The sequence below is a fragment of the Chloroflexota bacterium genome, from assembly GCA_034717495.1.
Lineage (GTDB): Bacteria > Chloroflexota > Anaerolineae > JAAEKA01 > JAAEKA01 > JAYELL01.
On sequence record JAYELL010000079.1, the window covers coordinates 12,928 to 32,711 of the forward strand.

General features: G+C 57.1%; 14 protein-coding genes. 12 read left to right on the plus strand and 2 right to left on the minus strand.

Annotated features, from left to right (window positions below; genetic code table 11):
• Window positions 1–5: 5 nt before the first annotated feature.
• Window positions 6–677, minus strand: coding sequence for a response regulator transcription factor (locus tag U9R25_14895; GenBank protein ID MEA3337191.1), 672 nt, complete (start codon window positions 675–677; stop codon window positions 6–8).
• Window positions 678–701: 24 nt separating this feature from the next.
• Entirely contained in the window at window positions 702–1,949 is a 1,248-nt protein-coding gene (locus tag U9R25_14900) for a sensor histidine kinase (GenBank protein ID MEA3337192.1), read from the minus strand.
• Between the two features lie 208 nt (window positions 1,950–2,157).
• Between U9R25_14900 and U9R25_14905 the strand changes: the two genes are divergently transcribed.
• The 12 genes from U9R25_14905 (at window position 2,158) to U9R25_14960 (ending at window position 19,580) form a co-directional block, all read left to right on the plus strand.
• Window positions 2,158–3,075, plus strand: a complete 918-nt coding sequence (locus U9R25_14905; GenBank protein MEA3337193.1) for an ABC transporter ATP-binding protein — start codon at window positions 2,158–2,160, stop codon at window positions 3,073–3,075.
• A 2-nt stretch (window positions 3,076–3,077) separates the two neighbouring features.
• Window positions 3,078–3,887, plus strand: coding sequence for an ABC transporter permease (locus U9R25_14910; protein ID MEA3337194.1), 810 nt, complete (start codon window positions 3,078–3,080; stop codon window positions 3,885–3,887).
• A 189-nt stretch (window positions 3,888–4,076) separates the two neighbouring features.
• Window positions 4,077–5,153 (plus strand): hypothetical protein, encoded by a 1,077-nt coding sequence (locus U9R25_14915; protein MEA3337195.1) that lies wholly within the window; start codon window positions 4,077–4,079, stop codon window positions 5,151–5,153.
• Window positions 5,153–6,199 carry an RDD family protein gene (locus tag U9R25_14920; protein ID MEA3337196.1) on the plus strand — a complete coding sequence of 349 codons (1,047 nt, stop codon included), beginning with the start codon at window positions 5,153–5,155 and terminating at the stop codon, window positions 6,197–6,199. Before U9R25_14915 ends, U9R25_14920 begins: the two co-directional genes overlap by 1 nt.
• A 31-nt stretch (window positions 6,200–6,230) precedes the next feature.
• Window positions 6,231–10,625 carry a two-component regulator propeller domain-containing protein gene (locus U9R25_14925; GenBank protein ID MEA3337197.1) on the plus strand — a complete coding sequence of 1,465 codons (4,395 nt, stop codon included), beginning with the start codon at window positions 6,231–6,233 and terminating at the stop codon, window positions 10,623–10,625.
• Window positions 10,612–11,250 (plus strand): response regulator transcription factor, encoded by a 639-nt coding sequence (locus U9R25_14930; protein ID MEA3337198.1) that lies wholly within the window; start codon window positions 10,612–10,614, stop codon window positions 11,248–11,250. Before U9R25_14925 ends, U9R25_14930 begins: the two co-directional genes overlap by 14 nt.
• Window positions 11,251–11,523: 273 nt before the next feature.
• Window positions 11,524–12,390 carry a hypothetical protein gene (locus tag U9R25_14935; protein ID MEA3337199.1) on the plus strand — a complete coding sequence of 289 codons (867 nt, stop codon included), beginning with the start codon at window positions 11,524–11,526 and terminating at the stop codon, window positions 12,388–12,390.
• A 503-nt stretch (window positions 12,391–12,893) separates the two neighbouring features.
• Complete coding sequence (locus U9R25_14940; GenBank protein MEA3337200.1) at window positions 12,894–13,139, plus strand: hypothetical protein; 246 nt, start codon at window positions 12,894–12,896, stop codon at window positions 13,137–13,139.
• A 186-nt stretch (window positions 13,140–13,325) separates the two neighbouring features.
• Window positions 13,326–14,297, plus strand: coding sequence for a DUF4097 family beta strand repeat-containing protein (locus U9R25_14945; GenBank protein ID MEA3337201.1), 972 nt, complete (start codon window positions 13,326–13,328; stop codon window positions 14,295–14,297).
• An 81-nt stretch (window positions 14,298–14,378) separates the two neighbouring features.
• Window positions 14,379–14,987, plus strand: coding sequence for a hypothetical protein (locus U9R25_14950; protein MEA3337202.1), 609 nt, complete (start codon window positions 14,379–14,381; stop codon window positions 14,985–14,987).
• An 18-nt stretch (window positions 14,988–15,005) separates the two neighbouring features.
• The gene (locus U9R25_14955) at window positions 15,006–18,920 is read left to right on the plus strand and encodes an alpha/beta fold hydrolase (protein ID MEA3337203.1); all 3,915 of its coding nucleotides are present in this window, start codon (window positions 15,006–15,008) and stop codon (window positions 18,918–18,920) included.
• 237 nt (window positions 18,921–19,157) lie between these two features.
• Window positions 19,158–19,580: a hypothetical protein gene (locus tag U9R25_14960; protein MEA3337204.1), complete on the plus strand. Its 423-nt coding sequence runs from the start codon at window positions 19,158–19,160 to the stop codon at window positions 19,578–19,580.
• Window positions 19,581–19,784 lie beyond the last annotated feature (204 nt).

Genomic DNA, 19,784 nt, shown 5'->3' on the forward strand with positions numbered 1-19,784 from the left:
TGCGGCTAGAGTTCCTCCGTTAATAATCCCCGGCGTGCAGCCACAGCGATGGCCGCGGCGCGCGAATCTACTCCCAGCCGGTTGAAGATACTGGTGACATGGGCCTTCACGGTGCGCTCGGTGATTCCCAGACTCCGTGCGATTTCCTTGTTGCGTTCTCCCCTGGCGATCTCCTGGAGCACCTGCAATTCGCGGTCAGTGAGGGTTGTCGCGCCGCGCGTCGTTGAGACAGGTGCAGCCACCGGCTGGGTGTGGGTCAGCAATCTTTCGACGATATCCTGTGTGAGCAGCGTTTCGCCGCGGGAGGCGGCCCGGATGGCACCGATCAGGGTTTCACGGGTGGTGTCCTTGAGCAGATAACCTCGTGCGCCTGCCCTCAACCCGCTCAGGATCAGATCATCCTCGTCGAAAGTTGTCAAGATGAGCACCGCGATGTGGGGATGTTCAGCCTGAAGTTGCTCGATGGCTGTCAGTCCATCCATGCCGGGCATTCTCAAATCCATCAGAATCACGTCAGGGCTTTTGGCGGCAGCCAGGCGAAGGGCTTCGGAGCCATCGCTGGCTTCGCCAACAATTTCGATGCCCTCTGCCGTCTCCAGAATGAGACGTAACCCCTCCCTCACTATCAGGTGGTCGTCGGTAATCAGAACGTTGATGTTTTGGCCGGTTTCCGCCATGGCTACTCTTTCGAAAGTCGACTTTCAGGTTGCCAGAGGCACTTGCAGGCGCAGGGTCGTTCCTTCACCCGGTTGACTTTCCACCTGCAGCGTGCCGGCCGCCAGGCGAGCGCGCTCCCGTGCCCCGATCAGGCCGTAGTGCCCGGCGCGCCCGGCCGATGGGTCGGTATCAAAGCCGATTCCATCGTCCCGAACCACTATCTGCAAATTGCCGTCATCATCGGTGGCCGTCAGCCAGACCTCGTTGGCCTGAGCGTGCTGGGCCACATTGGCCAACGCCTCACCGACAATCCTGCACGCGTGTTCGCAGCTTTCCTCTGATATCTGGCCAGCCAGCCTGATGTCTAAGTGGCAGGGGATGCCAGTTGCCTGGCTGAAACGAATTGCTTCCTGTTCGATGGCTTCGGCCAGATCCTCGGAGGTAGCCGATTCTTCGCGTAGATCGGAAATCACCCGTCGAGCGTCCGCCAGTGTGCTGCGCGCCCGCCCCATGGCCTGGTCCAGGATTTCCTCCGCTCGTTGATTCCCGCCACTGGCCAGGTGTGACTTTGCAGCTTCCAGCTGAAGGATTACGCCGGCCAGGCCCTGGGCCAGGGTGTCGTGCAATTCCCGGGCCATGCGCTGCCGCTCAGCAGTCAGGGTAAGGTTCTCCACCTCAACCGCGTACCGCGCAAGTTGTGCGTAAGCGAGTTCCAATTCCTTCAGAAGCGCCTGAGCTTCGGCGCGGGCTTCCGCCTGACGGGTATACAACTCGACATAAACAATGACAAACAAAGTCATGGGTGCAGCGAAGAGTGCCCACGATGGCAGTGAGTCCAGCCCCCTGATCAGCCAGGTCGAGTAGGAAGCAACGGCCAGGATGATCACGATCGTGACCGCTGCCAGCCGTTTATCCGTCAGCAGGCCGAGGGTTACGCCGACCAGAGCCAGGAAGAGGCCCATGGGCATGGCAGGATTTTGCGAAACGAGCACGATGCTGAAAGCCAGAGCGCCCTGAACCACCAGGTAGAGCAGTGCCCAGGGATTGTCTTCAGGCACCAGGGGAAGAAGCCAGTAGAGAGCACCGTGAACCAGCATCAGGATAAACAGAAGGAGGAGTCGCCACGGGGACCAGTCGGCGGGACGTGTCATCACGGTGAAAAGAAAAAGGCCGAGTATTACCAGGGAAACAATGATCAGGAAAGGCCGTGCTTCGACGGCCTCCTGCTGCCGTCGTCTGGAAAGGGCTTTCAGGCCTAACCAACGGGATTGGCTATCTGAGTACTCGGTCATGATGCTTCTATTTTACACGCCTTGCCGCCATTTGTCATTGTCCATTGGTACAGTGGACGAAAGTACAGGTCGTTCTCCGCCGGCAGGACGATGACAGCCGAGCTTTAAGCGGTTAAGATCAGGGCAATGATGGACGAGTTAAACCCGGCGACCTGCCGGCCGTTTGCCGAAAGCGCCGCTGGATAACGGAACGAGAGGAGAATGAAAGATGACAGAACCGATTATCTACGTCAGTGACCTGCGCAAGAGCTACGGCGAGGTAAAAGCGGTCGACGGCGTAAGTTTTCAGGTTTTTCCCGGCGAGATCTTTGGCCTGCTGGGACCCAACGGTGCGGGCAAGACGACCACCCTGGAGTCTCTGGAAGGGTTGCGGAAACCGGACTCCGGGACGATTCGCATTGCCGGGGTAGAGCCGGGAAGCGACACCCGAACCTTGCGCAATGTGATCGGTGTTCAACTGCAGTCGGCAGGGATGCCGGAAAGCATTACGCCAGACGAGGCGATGCGGTTGTTCTGTGCCTATCACGGCGTCGAGCCCCGGTACGATCTCCTGGAACGATTGGGCCTGGCCGGGAAGCGCAAGGCACAATTCCATCAACTGTCCACCGGTCAACAGCGGCGCCTGGCGTTGGCGCTGGCGGTGGCTCACCAGCCGCCTGTGCTCTTCCTGGATGAACCAACGGCCGGCCTGGATGTACCCTCGAGGATGGAGCTTCACAGCATGATTCAGGAGCTGAAGCAGAACGGGACCACCATCGTCCTGGCGACGCACGACATGGCCGAGGCCGAGGAGATGGCTGACCGGGTGGCGATCTTGCTGGAAGGCCGGATTGTTGCATCGGGCACGCCCATGGAAATCACTGCGACTGGTGCCGGTCTGACCAAGATATCGGTTCGCACCCGGGCTTCGGTGCTGATGGCCGGCCAGAATGGCATTCCGGCCGTCAGCCAAAGCCACATCGAAGAACCCTACAAGGTGTATTTCAGCACCGATGTGGCCAGCACGGTAGCATCGATAATCACCACCATTGAAGAAAAATCTGATGAGCTAATCGATCTGCGGGTCGAGCGCCCTTCGCTGGAAGATCGTTTCCTTGAACTTACCGCAAATGGACAAAGGAGATAATCATGACCGCCTTTTTCGCACATTTCGGCTTTGAATTCCGAACAGGCATACGTAACAAAACGCTGTTATTCCTTAACTATCTCTTTCCCCTGATGTTCTTCCTGTTGATGGGTTTCATCATGCCTGGCATCAATCCGACATTCCTGGAGGGCTTCATCGCGGCCATGGTGACCTTTGCCGTTCTGGCCGCCACGTTGCTCGGCCCTCCCGATTCATTGGTCAATGCGCGGGAGGCGGGTATCTTTCGCAGCTTCAAGATCAACGGCATTCCGGCCTCGTCCATCCTGGGCGTCCCGGCCCTCAGCAACCTGCTGCACCTTTCTGTTGTGGCAGCCTTCATCACCATTGTGTCGCCATTGCTTTTCGATGCCCAACTGCCGGAAAACTGGGTGGCATTTATCGGGACCTTTCTCCTGCTGGCCTTCGCATCTGGCGGACAGGGGGTGTTGATCGGCGTGATTGCTCCGAACTCCAGGATCACCGTGGTGCTGTCGCAGCTGATCTTTATCCCCTCCATGCTGCTGGGCGGTCTGATGATCCCGTACAGCATGCTGCCGGAGGCGGCCCAACGGGTCAGCAGGCTGTTTCCCGCGACCCATGCCATGAATCTGTTCCGTGGGCCTGCGATGGGCTTGCCGGCGGAATATAGCGCGACTCTGGCAGCAGCGGTGCTCCTGGCGGTCGGCCTGCTTGCCTTCGGTCTGGCGCTCTACCTCTACACCTGGGACGCGCGCAACAGCGAGCGCCGCGCGAGCCCTGCACTGGCAGTGTTGTCGCTGATCCCTCTCGTCATCAGTATGTTTCTGGTCTGACCAGGATGTAGGTTGCCGGGCAGAGCTGTCGTTAATCCCCGCCAGCGCGGGGAGGCCTTCGCATCTGGTATCATTGACCATTGATCATCGACAATTGACTGTTGGACATTATCCATTTGCTGCCAGCCTGACTCGACGGTATAATTGGCCTATTATCCGAGGGATCGTTTGTCCATCTGGAGGAAGCGTTTGAACGAGGAGACTCATCAACAGCAAACTGAAACGGCGTTGACGCGGATCGACGGGGGAACCAGCACGATCGAGGAGGTCGAACTGAATACGCTCCAGGCGTTGGCCCATGTTATTGTTGGTGGTATCGTCGAAGGCACTGACCTGATCGTCACGCGTCTTGAGGATCACGATTATCTGGCTTTGGACGACGGCGATGATGGGCCGTCCGAGTACGATTTGGTCAGGTATGCCGCGATCGGCCTGGCTGTCGAGACAGCCGAGGTTACCGGACAAATACTCAATGCGGCCGCCAGTGGCACTGCCCTGGTTGCCAAAGTCGCCGTATTGCCCCTCAAGCCGGTGGCGCGAGTCGGGAAGTTGTTTATGAGGCCGGTGCGGGCCGTCCTTCCCGTGCCCTCCGTGGAAGGGATCGTCAGGGAACTGATCGAGGTAGGTCGTCTGGAAGAGGCCATTAGCAGAAAACTGGTACACGATGTGGTCTTGGATCTGGTGGGTGATACCGTCGATCTGCTGGGGCAGAGTCCCGCTGTAGCGGCCCTGATCGATTCACAGGTTGATCGCTTGTTGCCGGAACTGGCCGATAATCCCGACATCCAGATGTTGATACAGGAGCAGGCAGGGCAATACCTGGATTACCTGACCGACAATCCGGAGGCTGTGGAGGAACTGATCCTGAGCCAGTTGCGCTCCCTATTGCCCGATCTGGTTCACAGCCCAGAGCTTCGGGACCTGATCCGCCAGCAGGCCGCCGATTACATGGCCTATCTCGACGGGGAGCCGGGAATTATTCAGGAACTCATTAGAACGCAGGGTGACGCCTACATCGAGTACCTGAATAAGAATCCCGATCAGGTACAGCAACTTGTGGCTGGACAGGGCGTCAGCCTTGCCTCCGATGTGATGGATGAGGTTCGGGAGCGAACGGTTACCGCCGATTCAGTCGCGGAGAGTGTGATTCGGTCGCTTTTGCGGCGCAAATCGCGGGAACAGCTGGACGAGCCACCGAGCGAGGCACAGATCCGGGCCGAGTATGCGCGACTTCCATCGGATTTCCTGTCCGAGGAGGATGATTGATGAGTTATACAGGGATGCTCGGCCAGTACGCTGGGTTTGTCACACGACTCGTTGCTTTCGTTATCGATGCTCTTATCGTCATCGCTTCCATTTCGATCATCAATGGGGCGCTGACATTGATGTTGGGATTTTTCGGTATTGACGTGGCCGGCTGCCTGGCAGATGCGACCCAGTTTGCCGGTCTCTCGCTACTGTGCTGGATCGTGAACCTGGTGATTGTCGGTGTGTCCCTTTTGTTCAGCCCTGTCTATTTTATCTTCTTCTGGACATTGGCCGGACAGACGCCGGGTAAGGCAATCATGGGAATCCGTGTCGTTCGCCTGGATGGCCAGAAGGTTTCGCTGTGGACAGCCTTGGTTCGCTATATTGGTTATTTCGTTTCGTTCTTTCTGGCGGGGATTGGCTTTCTGTGGGTGTTGATCGACGACCGCCGGCAGGGCTTTCACGATAAACTCGCCAAGACCAGCGTGCTTTACGCCTGGGACGCGGAACAGAATGAGTTGTTGGTTGCCAGGGTCGAGGGACGTTTGCGGGGCGGTGATGCAAGCGCTTCGCTGGAAGCGATGTGGACCAATGATTTCGAAATCGGCAAGAAATACGATCTGCTCATGGTATTGGCCGATAATTTTCGTAAGGTGCGTTCCAGCTTCAACGCTCTGCAACGCGCAATGAACGAGGGTTCCTTCACGGTCAACAAGGGAGGCCTCTACGTCAAAGACCTGCAAGGGGAATTGGTGCCTCTTGCCGGAAGAGACCTGGCCATCGAAGATACTTATCTGGCTGTCCTCGACCAGGGCAAACATTGGGGTATACCCCCTGACATTCAGCAGGAAATAGAAAGCGAAGTGCCGCCCAGCGGTTTTGTGATGGTGATCATTCTGGAACGGCCCTCGGCAGATATTGCATACCAGATATTGGAGAGCCAGCGTGTCTCAGTCTCACGTTATCCTCTCGATCTTAACGCGCTGATAGCGATCGAGGATTCACAGTCTGCTGTACCCTGGGAACAACCGCCCCAGGTTTTCACCTCTGGCGTCCCAGGTTAACAGCAACCATCCCACCTGGTTTGGGGGCAACATGGCATCGATGGCAGCTCCCTCTCCCGGCGCTTTGATGCGCCGATTCTTGGCGGTGCTGCTCTTGATTCTCCTGGGGCAGGCACTGCTGGGCACGCGCCCGGTTTCTGCTTCACCACAACCCCCGCAGGCATCAGGCACCAATGACCCTATTTCTATTCCCAACCAACCGGTAGAATTCGAGCATATCTCGTTGGACGAGGGGCTAAGCAGCAGCACCGTGACGGCGGTGCTGGAAGATAGCCGGGGTTTCATGTGGTTCGGAACTGCCAGGGGCCTGAATCAGTATGATGGCTACCAGTTCAAGACCTTTGTGCATGATCCTGACGACCCGGGCAGCATCGGTGCAGACGACGTATTGTCGATTGTTGAAGATCTGGAGGGGGTTCTGTGGATCGGTACCTCCGCCGGCCTTGATCGATTCGATCGTGACGAAGGGCGGTTCACACGCTTCACACTGCCCGACGACGATGGTGATCAAGTGCCGACTCCTGTCAATGCCCTGTTCGAGGATCGGGCCGGGTTCCTGTGGGTTGGTGCGGGAAATGGTCTCTTTCACTTCGATCGCGAGACGGGCAATTTTCACTCTCATCAGCGCAGCCCGAATAACCCAGGGGGATTGGGGGACTCGCCCGTCTATGCCATTTTCGAAGACAATTCCGGGGTCCTCTGGATCGGCGCACGGCGAGGCCTTTATGCCTGGCCACCGGAAGCTGAGCGCTTCAAATATCACCGGCCAAACCTGGAAGCGCCGCGTTGGGAACACAATGTTGTTCAATCCATCGCCGAAGACCAGGAAGGCATGCTCTGGATCGGCACCGGCGGCGGCGGCTTTTTCCGCTTTGACCCAACCACCTATCAATTTTCCCAGCACCTGCTCAATCCTCGGGATGTGGAAGGTTTAACCTACAATAACGTTGCAGAAACCTATGTGGACAGCCAGGGTGTCCTGTGGATTGGCTCTGTGGGGGGTGGTCTCTACCAACTGGACCCGCATTCGGGCGAACTCATCGCTCATCGGTCAGATCCGGGCACGGAAGAAAGCCTGAGCTCCAACTACATTCTGAGTCTCGCCGAGAGCCAACCGGGCGTGCTCTGGGTAGGTACCTGGGGCGGGGGCGTGAACAAATATGATCGCCTCAAACGGAAGTTTTTGCACATACGCCACGATCCTGCCGTCGCTGACGGTCTCAGTCCGAATCCGGTTATTGCCCTGCTGGAGGACAGCCGGGGCTTGTTGTGGATTGGCACCGAGGGGGGAGGGATGAGTGTTCACGACCTGGAGACGGGGATGTGGCGCACCTACCGGCACGATCGCGATGATCCAACCAGCCTCAATAGCGACTACGTCACCTCTTTTCTGGAGGATCGCGCCGGCAATATCTGGGTGGGCACCTGGGAGGGAGGGCTTTGCCGCTTCGATGTCGAGACTGAACAATGTACCACCTTCCGGCCCGATCCTCTTGATCCCACGAGCCTGGGCAGCGACATCACCAGGCTGCTGTTCCAGGATGAAAACGGAACGCTTTGGATTGCCGCTTTTGGCGCTGGGCTTGATCGCCTGGAGCAACCGGAAATGGCATCGCCCGACGCCGAGTTCTTTCACTATTGGACCGTTCCCAATGTGCCCAACCGGCTGAGTGGCAATCGGATCATTCAGTTGACAGAGGATGCTGGCGGGATATTCTGGCTTGCTACCATGGATGGTGGGCTCAACCGTTTCGATCGCGGGACGGGAGAGTTCACAAACTACCGGGAGGATCCCGGTCAACCGGGCAGTCTGAGCAGCGATGCCACGCTGGCGGTGACCATCGATTCAAGCGGTGATACGTGGGTAGGTACTGACGCCGGATTAAACCGTTTTGATCCCGACACCGGCACGTTTGAGGTCTTCACTCAGAAGGATGGTCTGCCCGATGATTCCATCATGGGAATCCTGGAGGATGACGCTGGCTATCTCTGGTTGAGCACCCAGAGAGGATTGGCCAGGTTCAATCCCCGTACCGGCGCTTCGAGAAACTTCACGCAGAACGACGGGTTGCAGGGCTACGAGTTCAACCTTGGGTACGCCAAGAGTGAGAGCGGTCCACTCTATTTTGGCGGGATCGACGGTCTGAATGTTGTATATCCCGGGCATATTCCGGCCAATCCCTACGTGCCGCCGGTCGTTTTGACTTCACTGAAGCAGAATGGCAGCGATATATCGGAAGGCAAGGCTTCGGACGGTCTGGAGAAAATCACGTTACGCTGGCCCAGCAATGATCTGGAGTTTGAGTATGCGGCATTGAATTTCAGCCAACCGGAGCGCAACCAGTATGCCTACTTCCTGGATGGTTTCGATTCCGATTGGAACTACGTCGGCGACCGGCGCTTTGGCCGCTACACGAATCTGCCGGGCGGCGACTACCTGTTGCGGGTGAAGGCCAGCAACAGCGATGGCGTTTGGAACGATGAGGGAGCTTCATTGGCTATTAGCGTTGTGCCACCCTTCTGGCAGACGCGCTGGTTCCAGGGATTGGCACTTGGATTGCTGGTCGCATCAGCGTTCCTGGCATACCGGTTGCGGGTTCGCAGCATCGAAGACCGCAGCCATGAATTGGAATCGGAGGTCGCCTTCCGCACCTACGAAATTCAGGAACGAAATCAGGAGCTGGACGCTCTCTACCGGGCTGACGAGGAACTGTACAGCCATCTGCAACTGGACGACGTTCTCCAGTCATTGGTCAATATTGCGGTAGACTCCCTCCAGGCCGATAAGAGCGTCGTGCTTGGTTGGGGTGAGAGCAGAGAAAAACTGGTGGCGCGTGTCGAGCGGGGTTTCTCCCCAGAAGTTGTCGGACAACTGGTCTTTGAGCCGGGCAAGGGGGTCGCCGGTCACGTGGCGAGGACAGGGGAGGCTGTCGCAGTTCGCGATGCAACCAACAATGAGTGGCTGGCAGGGGAAAGCCCTGAAACGGTTGCAATCGTCCTGGCGGAAGGTATCCGCTCCTTCATGCATCTGCCGATCACTGTGAACAACGAGGTCTTTGGCGTATTCAACGTCAGCTATACTAAGCTGCACGCCTTCGGCGAAAACGAAAAGCGTACCTTTTCGGCCCTTGCCCAACGGGCTGCCCAGGCGATCGAGAACGCCAGGATGTTCGACGCGGAGCAGCGCCGGGCTGAGCAGTTCCAGGTCATCAGCGAAGTTGGCAGCCAGATCACCGCCATAATGTCGGTCGAGGAAATCCTGCAACGAACCGCTCGTTTGATCGAGGATACCTTCGGGTATTATCATGTGGGCATCGGGCTGGTCGAGGGAGACCAGGTCATCTATCGCTACGGCGCCGGCGATCTCTGGGACGACGCCGGGTTTGACTTTGAACCAGCTCAATTGAAGGTGGGCAGTGAGGGGGTAACCGGCTGGGTCGCGGCAACAGGCAAGCCGCTCTCTGTGCCTGATGTGCGAGAGGAACCGCGCTATGTGTTGATGCAGGGCAGCGAAACCCGCTCGGAACTGACCGTACCGATGATCGTCAAAGGAAAGGTGATCGGTGTGCTCGACGTGCAGAGTCGCTGCTTGAATGCCTTTGATGATATAGATCTGACGGTGCTTCAGGCATTGGCCCATCAGGCGGGCGCCGCGATTGAGAATACCCAGCTCTACGAGCAGGCGCAGAAGGCGGCTGTGGTTGAAGAGAGGAGCCGCCTGGCTCGCGACCTGCACGATGCAGTGACGCAGTCTCTCTTCTCTGCAACCTTGCTTTCTGAGGTGCTGCCGACTACCTGGGAGAGTGACCGGCAGGAAGGGGAAACCTTGCTTCGGGAACTGAGCCAGCTCAACCGGGGCGCGCTGGCAGAGATGCGAACACTGCTGCTTGAGCTTCGCCCAGCGGTTCTGGCCGATGCCGATCTGGCCGACCTCATGAACCAACTTGCCGACGCCGTCACGGGGCGAACCGGGATGCCAGTCGATGTTCAGGCTGACAAGGACTGCAGGCTGGAGCATGATGTGCATATAGCGCTCTACCGAATCGCTCAGGAGGCACTCAACAATGTGGTCAAACACTCCAGAGCAGGTCATGTCACGGTTCAACTGAAATGCATGACCGGATCGGGCAACGGCCAGGGCGATGAACAATTTTGCCGGATCAAGTTGCAGATTAGCGACGATGGGATTGGCTTCGATCCGGAGGCGATCCCGCAGGGCCGGCTGGGCCTGGGTATCATTCAGGAACGGGCTGAGGCGATCGGTGCGGACCTGAGCATCGAAACTGCGCCCGGGGAGGGGTCCCGTGTCACCGTGACATGGCGAGGGTCACCCACTGAGGGGGATTCTGGTTCTTCGCCCGATGGTGCGCTGGCAGGCACAACAGTCCCGGAAGATTACGGAGATGTCAACAATGGACAAGGCTGAAACGATTAAAGTGATGCTGGTCGACGATCATGATATGGTGCGCCGTGGGCTGGCAGCCTTTTTGCGGGCCAAGCCTGACCTGGAATTGGTTGGTGAAGCCCGAAATGGCGAGGAGGCATTGCTTGTTTGCCAGCGGTCCAGGCCGGATGTGATCCTGATGGATCTGGTCATGCCTCGCATGACCGGCGCCGAGGCGACACGACTGATCCGTGACGACTGCCCCGAGGTGCAAGTGATCGCGCTGACCAGTTTCGAGGACAAGGATCTGGTGCGGGATGCCCTTCAGGCTGGAGCAATCGGTTATCTGCTGAAAAACGTCTCGGTGGACGATCTGGCGGCAGCCATTCGCAGTGCCCATGCCGGGCGTTCAACCCTGGCACCGGAAGCCATTCAGGCGCTGGTGCTGGTCCAGGATGAACTCCAGATTGGCCAGGATCTGACCGGGAGGGAACGAGAGGTGCTGGCTCTTCTGGTGACGGGCAAGAGCAACCCCGAGATCGCAGAATGTCTGGTAATCAGCCGAGCCACCGCCAAGGCCCACGTAAGCAATATTCTCTCCAAGCTGGAGGTGTCGAACCGGGCGGAAGCGGTGGCGGTTGCCATGGAGCACAAACTGGTCCGTTGAGAAGAACCTACAATTAGCCACCTGGCTAGTAACCAGATGCGCCACCCAGCCGATGTGCAGGGTGGCGTTTTGTGTTAGACTTGGAAATGAATATCCCAAAAAGCCAGGAGGAGGGCTGCCGCAAGACATTCAGTGAGTGCCGGCCAGAAGTCGTTTATCCCAATTACCTGGTTGAAGGTTTGAACTCAGCATGCCGGCCAGTGCTGAGAAAAAATTGAGGAGGGCAATCTCCAGAGAGACAAGCTTCAGAGTAGCAGTAAGGGAGGTATTTCGATGTTAGGAAAGCGATCTGTTGTGTTGACCGTCGGGTTGATCCTGGCTTTGCTAATCGTACCAGCCACTGTGGTGGCAACCGGTGAAGGCACCGGTGCCGATGATGCTTTCGCGCCAGAGGGAACCTGGATGGATCTTGATGCCGGTGAGTTGCACTGGTATGCGTTCGACTACGACGGCGAAGAAGGTGCAATTGCCGTCTCGATGGATGCCAAACCAGACGATGGGGTACTGTTCAAGGTGGTCACACCGCACTCCCTGTCGGAATGGATGAAAGGTGAGGACCTTTCGCAATGCGGTTGTGGCACTGCCAATGACTACGAATCTGGCGACCTCTTCTGGACCGGCAGTTTCAAGACTCCGGGCCGGTACTATGTCGTGGTGGAGCATACTGGCAATCACGATGGGCCCGGGTACTATGCGCTCAGCGTGAGCGGCAAGGGTGTCAGTTTTGAGAAGGAAGTGGCCGAGCAAGCCGCACCGGTGGCTGCACCGGCGGCTGCGAAGATGGTCGAGGTGCGGGATGTTGAGGCGCCGAGCGATTGGATGTGCATGGATGCCGGCGCTGAGCATTGGGTCGAGTTTCGATATGATGGCGATGACTCGGTCGTGAAGGTGCTGCTGGATTCGGCTCCCGACGACGCTGCAACATTCAGTGTCTGGACGCCGGAGCAGGTGCGCCTCTACGCGCTTGGAGAGGATGTCGACCCCATCGGCCGTGGTGCCGCTAACGACTATGAAGAGGGCGACCAGTTCTGGACGGGCAGCTTCAATAGTCCAGGCATCTACTACATCCGGGTGGAGCAGTGTGATCGGATGTCTGGCGACTGCAAGCTGCAGATCGAAGGTAAGGGCGTGAGTTTCTAAACCGCCAACTGCTGTGTCGCCCGACGCGGTGGCGTTAATGGCTGGCCATTGCGCCGCCGCAGGGCAAAAGTAAAACCGATGGCAAGTCGCTGGTTTTTTCCAAACACTTGCCGTTGGTGGCACGGGCTGGGAGAGGCCGGCTTGGTCCCCGCCCGTGCTCTTTTTGTCCAAAAATACTAGCCACCTGGCCAAGTCAGGAATTCCCCACCAGCCCGATGACACCGGCTGTCTCCCCATGTATACTGAACGTAAATTGAGATTTCATCGGTGAGCAGTGCCGAATGAGAATTCTTTTGGCGGACGATGAACGGCGAACAAGACTCAACCGTCGGAACGACTTTTCGAAGTAGTCGCCGAAATGGGTTCATTGAAGAACAGTGGAAGCACGAATTCTCTCAGAGCGAGGTATGGAACATGAACAACGAAAACCCACGACAGGACTTAGGCTGACGGAAATCTTCTTTCGACAAAACTCATGTTCAAGCAGGTGGAGGTGCGGAAACGTGTTATTCCCAACAACTGGTACCCATGAATTGGTAAGACAGGAACGATTGAAGGACTGCCTGCGCAAGGCGGACATGGATTGTATCTGCAAGGCGGCCGGCATCGACCAGCGTGGCTGGGCAGGCCGACAATTCTGCCGCGTCGCGGTAGCCATTGGCACCATACTGGTGGCAGCGGGGCAGCGATTGAAGGGCGCCGGCGCGGCGCAACAACCAGGTTCTTCTTCTCTGCAACAGGCGCGCTAGGGTAACCACAACAATGCGCGTTTGAGTGTTTCTCCTTCAGTGGCGGTGAGGGACGCAGGGCATGGCGTCCCTCACTGCCGGAGAGGCAGCATCAGAGGGTGATTGTCAGGTTGACGGGTGCTGCGGGTCCTGATCCAAGCGTTAAGACCTGATATGATGAAAGTGATCTCGCGTATGGTGAATGAAGTGTTGAACTGGAGAATTCCAGGAACCATAGTCATCGTTTCGGTTGTAATAATTTGGATACTCATTGCCATCGCGGTGGTGACGGGCGCTGGTTTCCTGGTTATGAGCGCTTCTGACCGCACCGTTCAGGGTTGGTCCAACTCAATTGCTACGATGAAACGGGAAACTGTCAAACAGGATGTCGAGTACCGTGAACCGGCAAGCCTGGAACTGGATACCTTCGCGGGCCAGGTTTTGGTAGAGGTTGCCGATATCGATACGATACAGATCATCGCCACGAAGGTGGCTGCAAAGCAGGAAGACCTGGAGAAAATCGATATCAAGATCGTGCCACGGGATGGTCGTGTCCTGATTGAAACGGTACGTCCAGCGGGCTTGCGTGATGTCGGTGTAGACTTCGTCATTACGACACCACCCGGTGTTGATCTGAACCTTCGGACGGGATCTGGTAGTGTGACGGCCAACGGGCGGCATGGCGACGTGTGGGTTCGTAGTGACTCGGGAGCAGTAACTGTTGGAGGGTCACAGGGTGATGTGGTGGCGGAATCAAGCTCTGGTGCGGTAATGGTGAGCGGCAGCAGAGGCGACGTTCAGGCAACAAGTGGTTCGGGACACATCCGACTCCAACGGCTAAGCGGCAGCATCAATGCCCACACGGAATCGGGCCGTGTGGAAGCGACCGGTGTCAGTGGCCAGGTTAGATTGAGCAGCAGCAGCGGCAATATCGACTATCGTGGAGACCCCATGGGCGATTGCCGCTTTGAGACAGGCAGCGGGTCGGTCCGGTTGGCGTTACCTGCCGCTTTGAACGCGATGGTCGATGTGCAAACCGGCAGCGGCAAGGTCGAAATGGGCTACGACATCACCGGACAGCGAGGTCATCAGTCGGTGAAGGGCACCATCGGCAGTGGAAAAGCGGCTCGCATCTATGTCCGAACCCCTTCGGGAAATATCACTCTGGAGAAACAGTAGAAAGTTGTTCCCCTGGCGGCGCTCGACAACGCTACCACGGCAGAAACCAATTGTCTTGATTCCCTGGAAAGGAGTGTTTTCGTGCTCGACCATGTCGCTTCGACAGATCTGAAATCAAATGCCTACATGTTTGATCATCGGGATGGACTGCTGGACAGCTATCTTGGGCTCATGTTGCTGGCCGCTGGGCTGCTGATGCAGGCCAACCTGATCTTCCTGGTCGGAATCGTTCCGGCCAGCATGCTGCCCGCCTACCAATCGGCAAAACGGTCTGTCACAGCCCCGAGGCAGGAGCAACTGAACACAGGGCCCGATCGAAGTCGAAGGTCCCGAAACTTGATGTTGATCGTCCTGGCAGTTGGTTTCACAGCCCTGGGACTGGCTATTCTGATCACCGGCGGGGTTGGCGCCGGTGAGATACCGGCCTGGCTGACAACCGGGCTGCGCACCTACGGGATGCTTGCGGCCGCTCTGGCGTTTGCCACCGGGTTCAGTCTGGTGGCCCATTTCGGCAGCTTGCCACGCTATGTTTCTTTTGCCGTTCTTGCCCTGGCCATCTTCGGTTTGGGGCAAGGGATCGGGTTCGGCTTTCCCACCGGCCTGATGATTCTCGGTGGCGTAATGGTCTTGGGCGGCTTGTTGACGCTGGTGCGCTTCGTCCGCACCTATCCAGTTGAGGCTACAAAGTAGCAGCGAGGAAGAGAAATTATGAAAAGGTTTTGGCCATTACTGCTGATTCTGCCCATGGTTGTGCTGGTCAGTTGTACCAGTCCGATCATACTGACCGAAATGAAGCCTGAAGCGGAATCGACCCTTGAAACTGTTGCTTATGAGCCATTCTTCGAGCAGGCACCATGCCTCTTCTCCTTGCCTCCCGACGAGCTTGAAGGTGAGACGGTGATCTGCGGTTATGTGACGGTGCCGGAGCAGCGCAGTCGCCCGGAAGATTCCACCGTTCAACTGGCGGTCGCCATCTTCAAGAGCAGCAGCGACAATCCGGAGCCTGATCCCCTGGTGCTTCTGCACGGTGGTCCGGGCGAAAAGACCATACGCAGTGCGGCCAACGTCTTGATCCTCCTGGGCGAGTTCCGAGAGAACCGGGACGTCGTGGTCTTCGACCAACGCGGGGTGGGCGAATCCAGGCCCGCTCTGGAGTGTCCCGAGTTTATCGAAGGGCTCTACGACAACCTGGACGAATTGGATCCTGAGACCGGGCTGCGAACGATCTACGACTCCTTTTTGGCTTGCCGGGATCGGATGGTAGCCGAAGGAGTCAACCTGGCTGCTTATAACACCACCGAGAATGCTGCCGACGTGGAGGATATCCGCAAGGCGTTGGGTTATGAAGAGATCAATCTCTACGGTGGATCGTACGGGTCCCTGCTGGCTCAGGCTGTGTTGCGGGATCACCCCGACCACATTCGCAGCGTCGTCATCGGTGCCGCACTGCCCACCGAAAGAAGCTTTTTTGTTCATGTGCCCACGACAGCTGTCAACGCCACACTTCGCCTTCTGGAGCAGTGTGAGACCGACGATGCTTGTAATGCCGCCTATCCCGATCTGAAACAGGTTCTGTTCGACACTGTTGAGCAGCTTAACGCCGAACCGGTCAAGGTCGCCTTGACTGACCCCTCGGACGGTAGCGTGCATGATGCATGGCTGACCGGGGATGGCGTTTTTGGAAACCTGGTGACCTTCCTGTATGTGACGGACATCATTCCGGCGCTGCCTCAGGCTATCTACGATGTTGCCGGCGGCGACTATGAATTGATGAACCGTCTCTCCAGTAAAAAGATGCTGCTCTTTGACATGCTCAGCCGCGGCGTCATGTTTTCGACTATGTGCGCCGAGGATCTGATTGGCGTCACGCCAGAGCAATATCTGGCGATCAGGGCGCAGATGCCCGGGCCGCTGGCAGGTATGGCTGATCCAGAGGATATCGTCGAGTATAGCTTTTTCGGGATATGCGAAGCGTGGCCGGTGCCGGAGGCTGATCCGAGCGTCAAGTTGCCGGTGGCCAGCCATGTTCCTGTACTGATCCTGGAAGGGGCGCTGGACCCGGTCACGCCCTTGGAATACGCGCAGGAGGTGGCTGAACACCTGAAAAACAACTACGTCTACGAGTTTCCGGGAATCGGACACAATGTGATTGTTGCCAGCCGCTGCGCACGCCAGCTTTCTCTCGATTTTATGAACGATCCGTCGGCGGAGCCGGACGCGAGTTGTATCGACGAAATGCCGGGGGTTGTGTTTGACCTTCCGAGGGACGGGTCGGAGCCGCTGAACCTGACACCATTTAAGGAAGATGGCTTTCAGGGTGTCGCACCCGGTGATTGGGAAAAGGTGGGGCCTGGTGCTTATCTCCGGCGGGACTCATCGTTGGATCCGACCGCACTTGTGTATGACCAGCTGGACATGACCCTGGTGGATTTCGAGCAGTTGATCCGCGCCCGACTTCAGCTGGATAGCCCGATCGAGCAGGTAGCCAAACTGGAAGCCAACGGCGTCAATTGGTCGCTCTACGTGGAAGAAGTGAGCGGCGTTGGGATCGACATTGCCGCCATGGAGAACGACGACGGCAAAACCCGATTCGTGCTGTTGCAGTCTCGGCCGGAGGAGAGGGAAACCTTGTACGAGACCCTGTTCGTGCCAGCCATCGAAGCTTTCATGCCCCAGGCTTCAGTTCCTGAACAGAGCCTGCCATCTCCGGCTAAACCTGATTTGACTGTTGAGGAACAGAAGGGCACCACTTACGCGGATCCAAGTGGTCTGTTCAGTGTGCCCGTGCCGACCAACTGGACGATTGAGCAGAGGGAAACCCATACCGTTCTGGCAAGCCCCGATGGCGAGCTGGAGGTATATGTATTGAGCGTCCCTGCCCAGGACTTGGAGCAAGGCATTGCTGATGGCTGGGCCCTGATCGATCCTGGTTTTGACCTTGCTGTGGATGAGTTGATCGAGGAGCCTGTCGCCAATGGCGCAGAACGAGCGATTACGTTGATTTACGATACAGAGGATGACGAGCTGATCGTAGCCGGCGGCGGCTGGCTGCATGAGGGTGTGGCCTATCTTGAGATGTTCACTGCCAGCCTGGAGGGGTTACAGAAACGAGCCTCCCAGTTGGCGACCATCAGCACCGGGTACGACATAACTGCCCTGGAACCGACCGATCTGAGCGAAGTTGAGCTCCATGCCCTGGATGATAGCCTGATCGAGACGTTGGAAACCGACATTGAACGATACATGGAGCGACTGGATACACCCGGTGCTGCGGTCGCCATAGTCGAGAACGGCGAGGTGATTTACGCCAACGGCTTTGGCGTTCGCGATATGGTCACGGAAGAGCCCATGACGGCCGCGACGCAGATGATGATTGGGTCGACGACGAAATCGATGACGACGATGCTGATGGCCCAACTGGTGGATGAAGGTGTTTTCGATTGGGCCACACCTGTAACGGAGATTCTTCCGACTTTCCGTGTAGCCGATCCCGGGATCACTGATGAGATTACCATGCGCAACATGGTATGTGCCTGTTCAGGCGTGCCACGGCGTGATCTGGAGTGGATATTCAACGCCGATCATCTCACAGCCGAAGATATTGTCGAATCGCTGGCAGACTTCGAGTTTTTCACCGAATTCGGCGAAGCATTTCAATACAGCAATCAGATGGTTGCCGCGGCCGGCTATCTGGCTGCACTGGCTTCGGGCACGCCGTATGGTGATCTTCAGGATGGTTACATCGAGCTGATGGAGGCACGCGTTTTCGATGCAATCGATATGCCCGACACGACCTTTTCGTTTGACGAGGTGGCAGCAGGGAGGGATTACGCAACGCCTTACGGAAAAACTATCCTGGGAAAACTCATAGAATTGCCCCTGGATGCCGAGGAAATCCTGATACCAGTCGCCCCGGCCGGCGCAGCCTGGTCGAATGTCCTGGATATGGCACGTTACGCAGCCACCGAACTGAGCCAGGGGGTAACTCCCGATGGCAGCGCCGTGGTTTCGGCTGAAAACCTGGCGGTCACCTGGACGCCGCAAGTGGACATAACGTCCGATCTGAGCTACGGGCTGGGTTGGTTGATCGAGGACTGGAAGGGTATTCCGGTGATCAGCCATGCGGGCAACACCTTTGGCTACAGCTCGGAACTGGCCTTCCTTCCAGAGCATGGGATAGGAATCAGCATTCTGACCAATGAGCAGAACTCGCTGTTGAATTCGGCGATCCGCTACCGCCTGTTGGAGCTCTTGTTCGGCCAGGAGGGCGACGACGAACATCTGGACTTCTACATCGATATGATCAACAAGGGGCGAAGCGATCTGATGCATAGCCTGTTACCTGAGATTGATACGGGCAGGATTGAACCTTACCTGGGTGTCTACTGGAACAACGAACTGGGCGAGGCTGAGTTGCGCTGGCAGGATGATGACCTGATTATGGATGTCGGCGAGGTTCAGATGACCGTGCGCGCTCGCCGGGATGAGGACGGAGAGGTGAGCTATCTGACAACAACTCCCCCGGCAGCAGGAATGCCACTGGAATTAAAGATGGATAACGACGGCAACCCTTTCCTTCAGTATGGTCTCGGCGTCGTCGAGTATATCTTCGAACGGCATTAGATTCTTGCGCACTGGGCAAGACAATTAGCCATGAACCTGACAAGGATGTACCGCAGACCCGAATGAACCGCAGACCTGTGCTGAGCGTAGCCGAAGTATGACGCAGATGAATGCAGACGTATCTGAGCGAAGTCGAAGGGTGATCGCAGATCAATCAAGAAAAGATCAGCGATGATCTGCGCCGGAGGTCTGCGTAAATCAGCGTTCCTCTGGCTTGTCCAGGTTAGGAGGAAAACCATGAAGCAGTTGAATGAACGAGAGATTCACCAGCATGTGCGCATCCTTGGATGGCTCTACATGATCAGCAGTGCATTTCTGGTGCTGTTTGGCATCGCTGCCCTGATGTTCATGGCCGGAATCGGCGCGGCATCCGGTGATCCGGAAGCTTTCCGCATTCTGTCGGTTGTTGGCCTGGTAGCTGGTGCATTGATGATCGTACTTGGGATGCCGGGAATCGTCGCTGGTTACGGTTTGCTTCGCCGCAAAGCCTGGGCCCGCATTCTGGCAATGATCGTTGGTTTCCTGAGCCTGGCCAATTTTCCGGTAGGCTCCGCCATCGGCCTCTACACCTTTTTTGTGCTGATGCAGGAGTCGGCCACCGACTACTTCGCGACGCCGGATCTGAAACCCATGGTGCCATCAACCCCGGCAACCGTCTGAAAGGGGAATAAGGGCCAAGGAAACAGGGAAACAAGGAAACAAGGAAACAAGGGCGGCTAACTTGTCTACTTATTTACTTGTCTACTTGTCTACTTATTTACTTGTCTACTTATTTACTTGTCTACTTATTTACTTGTCTACTTGTCTACTTGTCACCTTCCTATCACAAGCACGAAAGGGACAGATCATGACCAGCAGTGTTCA

Excerpts from the sequence above, each read along its gene's own strand:
- U9R25_14895 (MEA3337191.1), bottom strand. The coding sequence starts at position 677 with ATGGCGGAAACCGGCCAAAACATCAACGTTCTGATTACCGACGACCAC.
- U9R25_14900 (MEA3337192.1), bottom strand. The coding sequence starts at position 1,949 with ATGACCGAGTACTCAGATAGCCAATCCCGTTGGTTAGGCCTGAAAGCC.
- U9R25_14905 (MEA3337193.1), top strand. The coding sequence starts at position 2,158 with ATGACAGAACCGATTATCTACGTCAGTGACCTGCGCAAGAGCTACGGC.
- U9R25_14910 (MEA3337194.1), top strand. The coding sequence starts at position 3,078 with ATGACCGCCTTTTTCGCACATTTCGGCTTTGAATTCCGAACAGGCATA.
- U9R25_14920 (MEA3337196.1), top strand. The coding sequence starts at position 5,153 with ATGAGTTATACAGGGATGCTCGGCCAGTACGCTGGGTTTGTCACACGA.
- U9R25_14925 (MEA3337197.1), top strand. The coding sequence starts at position 6,231 with ATGGCATCGATGGCAGCTCCCTCTCCCGGCGCTTTGATGCGCCGATTC.
- U9R25_14930 (MEA3337198.1), top strand. The coding sequence starts at position 10,612 with ATGGACAAGGCTGAAACGATTAAAGTGATGCTGGTCGACGATCATGAT.
- U9R25_14935 (MEA3337199.1), top strand. The coding sequence starts at position 11,524 with ATGTTAGGAAAGCGATCTGTTGTGTTGACCGTCGGGTTGATCCTGGCT.
- U9R25_14955 (MEA3337203.1), top strand. The coding sequence starts at position 15,006 with ATGAAAAGGTTTTGGCCATTACTGCTGATTCTGCCCATGGTTGTGCTG.
- U9R25_14960 (MEA3337204.1), top strand. The coding sequence starts at position 19,158 with ATGAAGCAGTTGAATGAACGAGAGATTCACCAGCATGTGCGCATCCTT.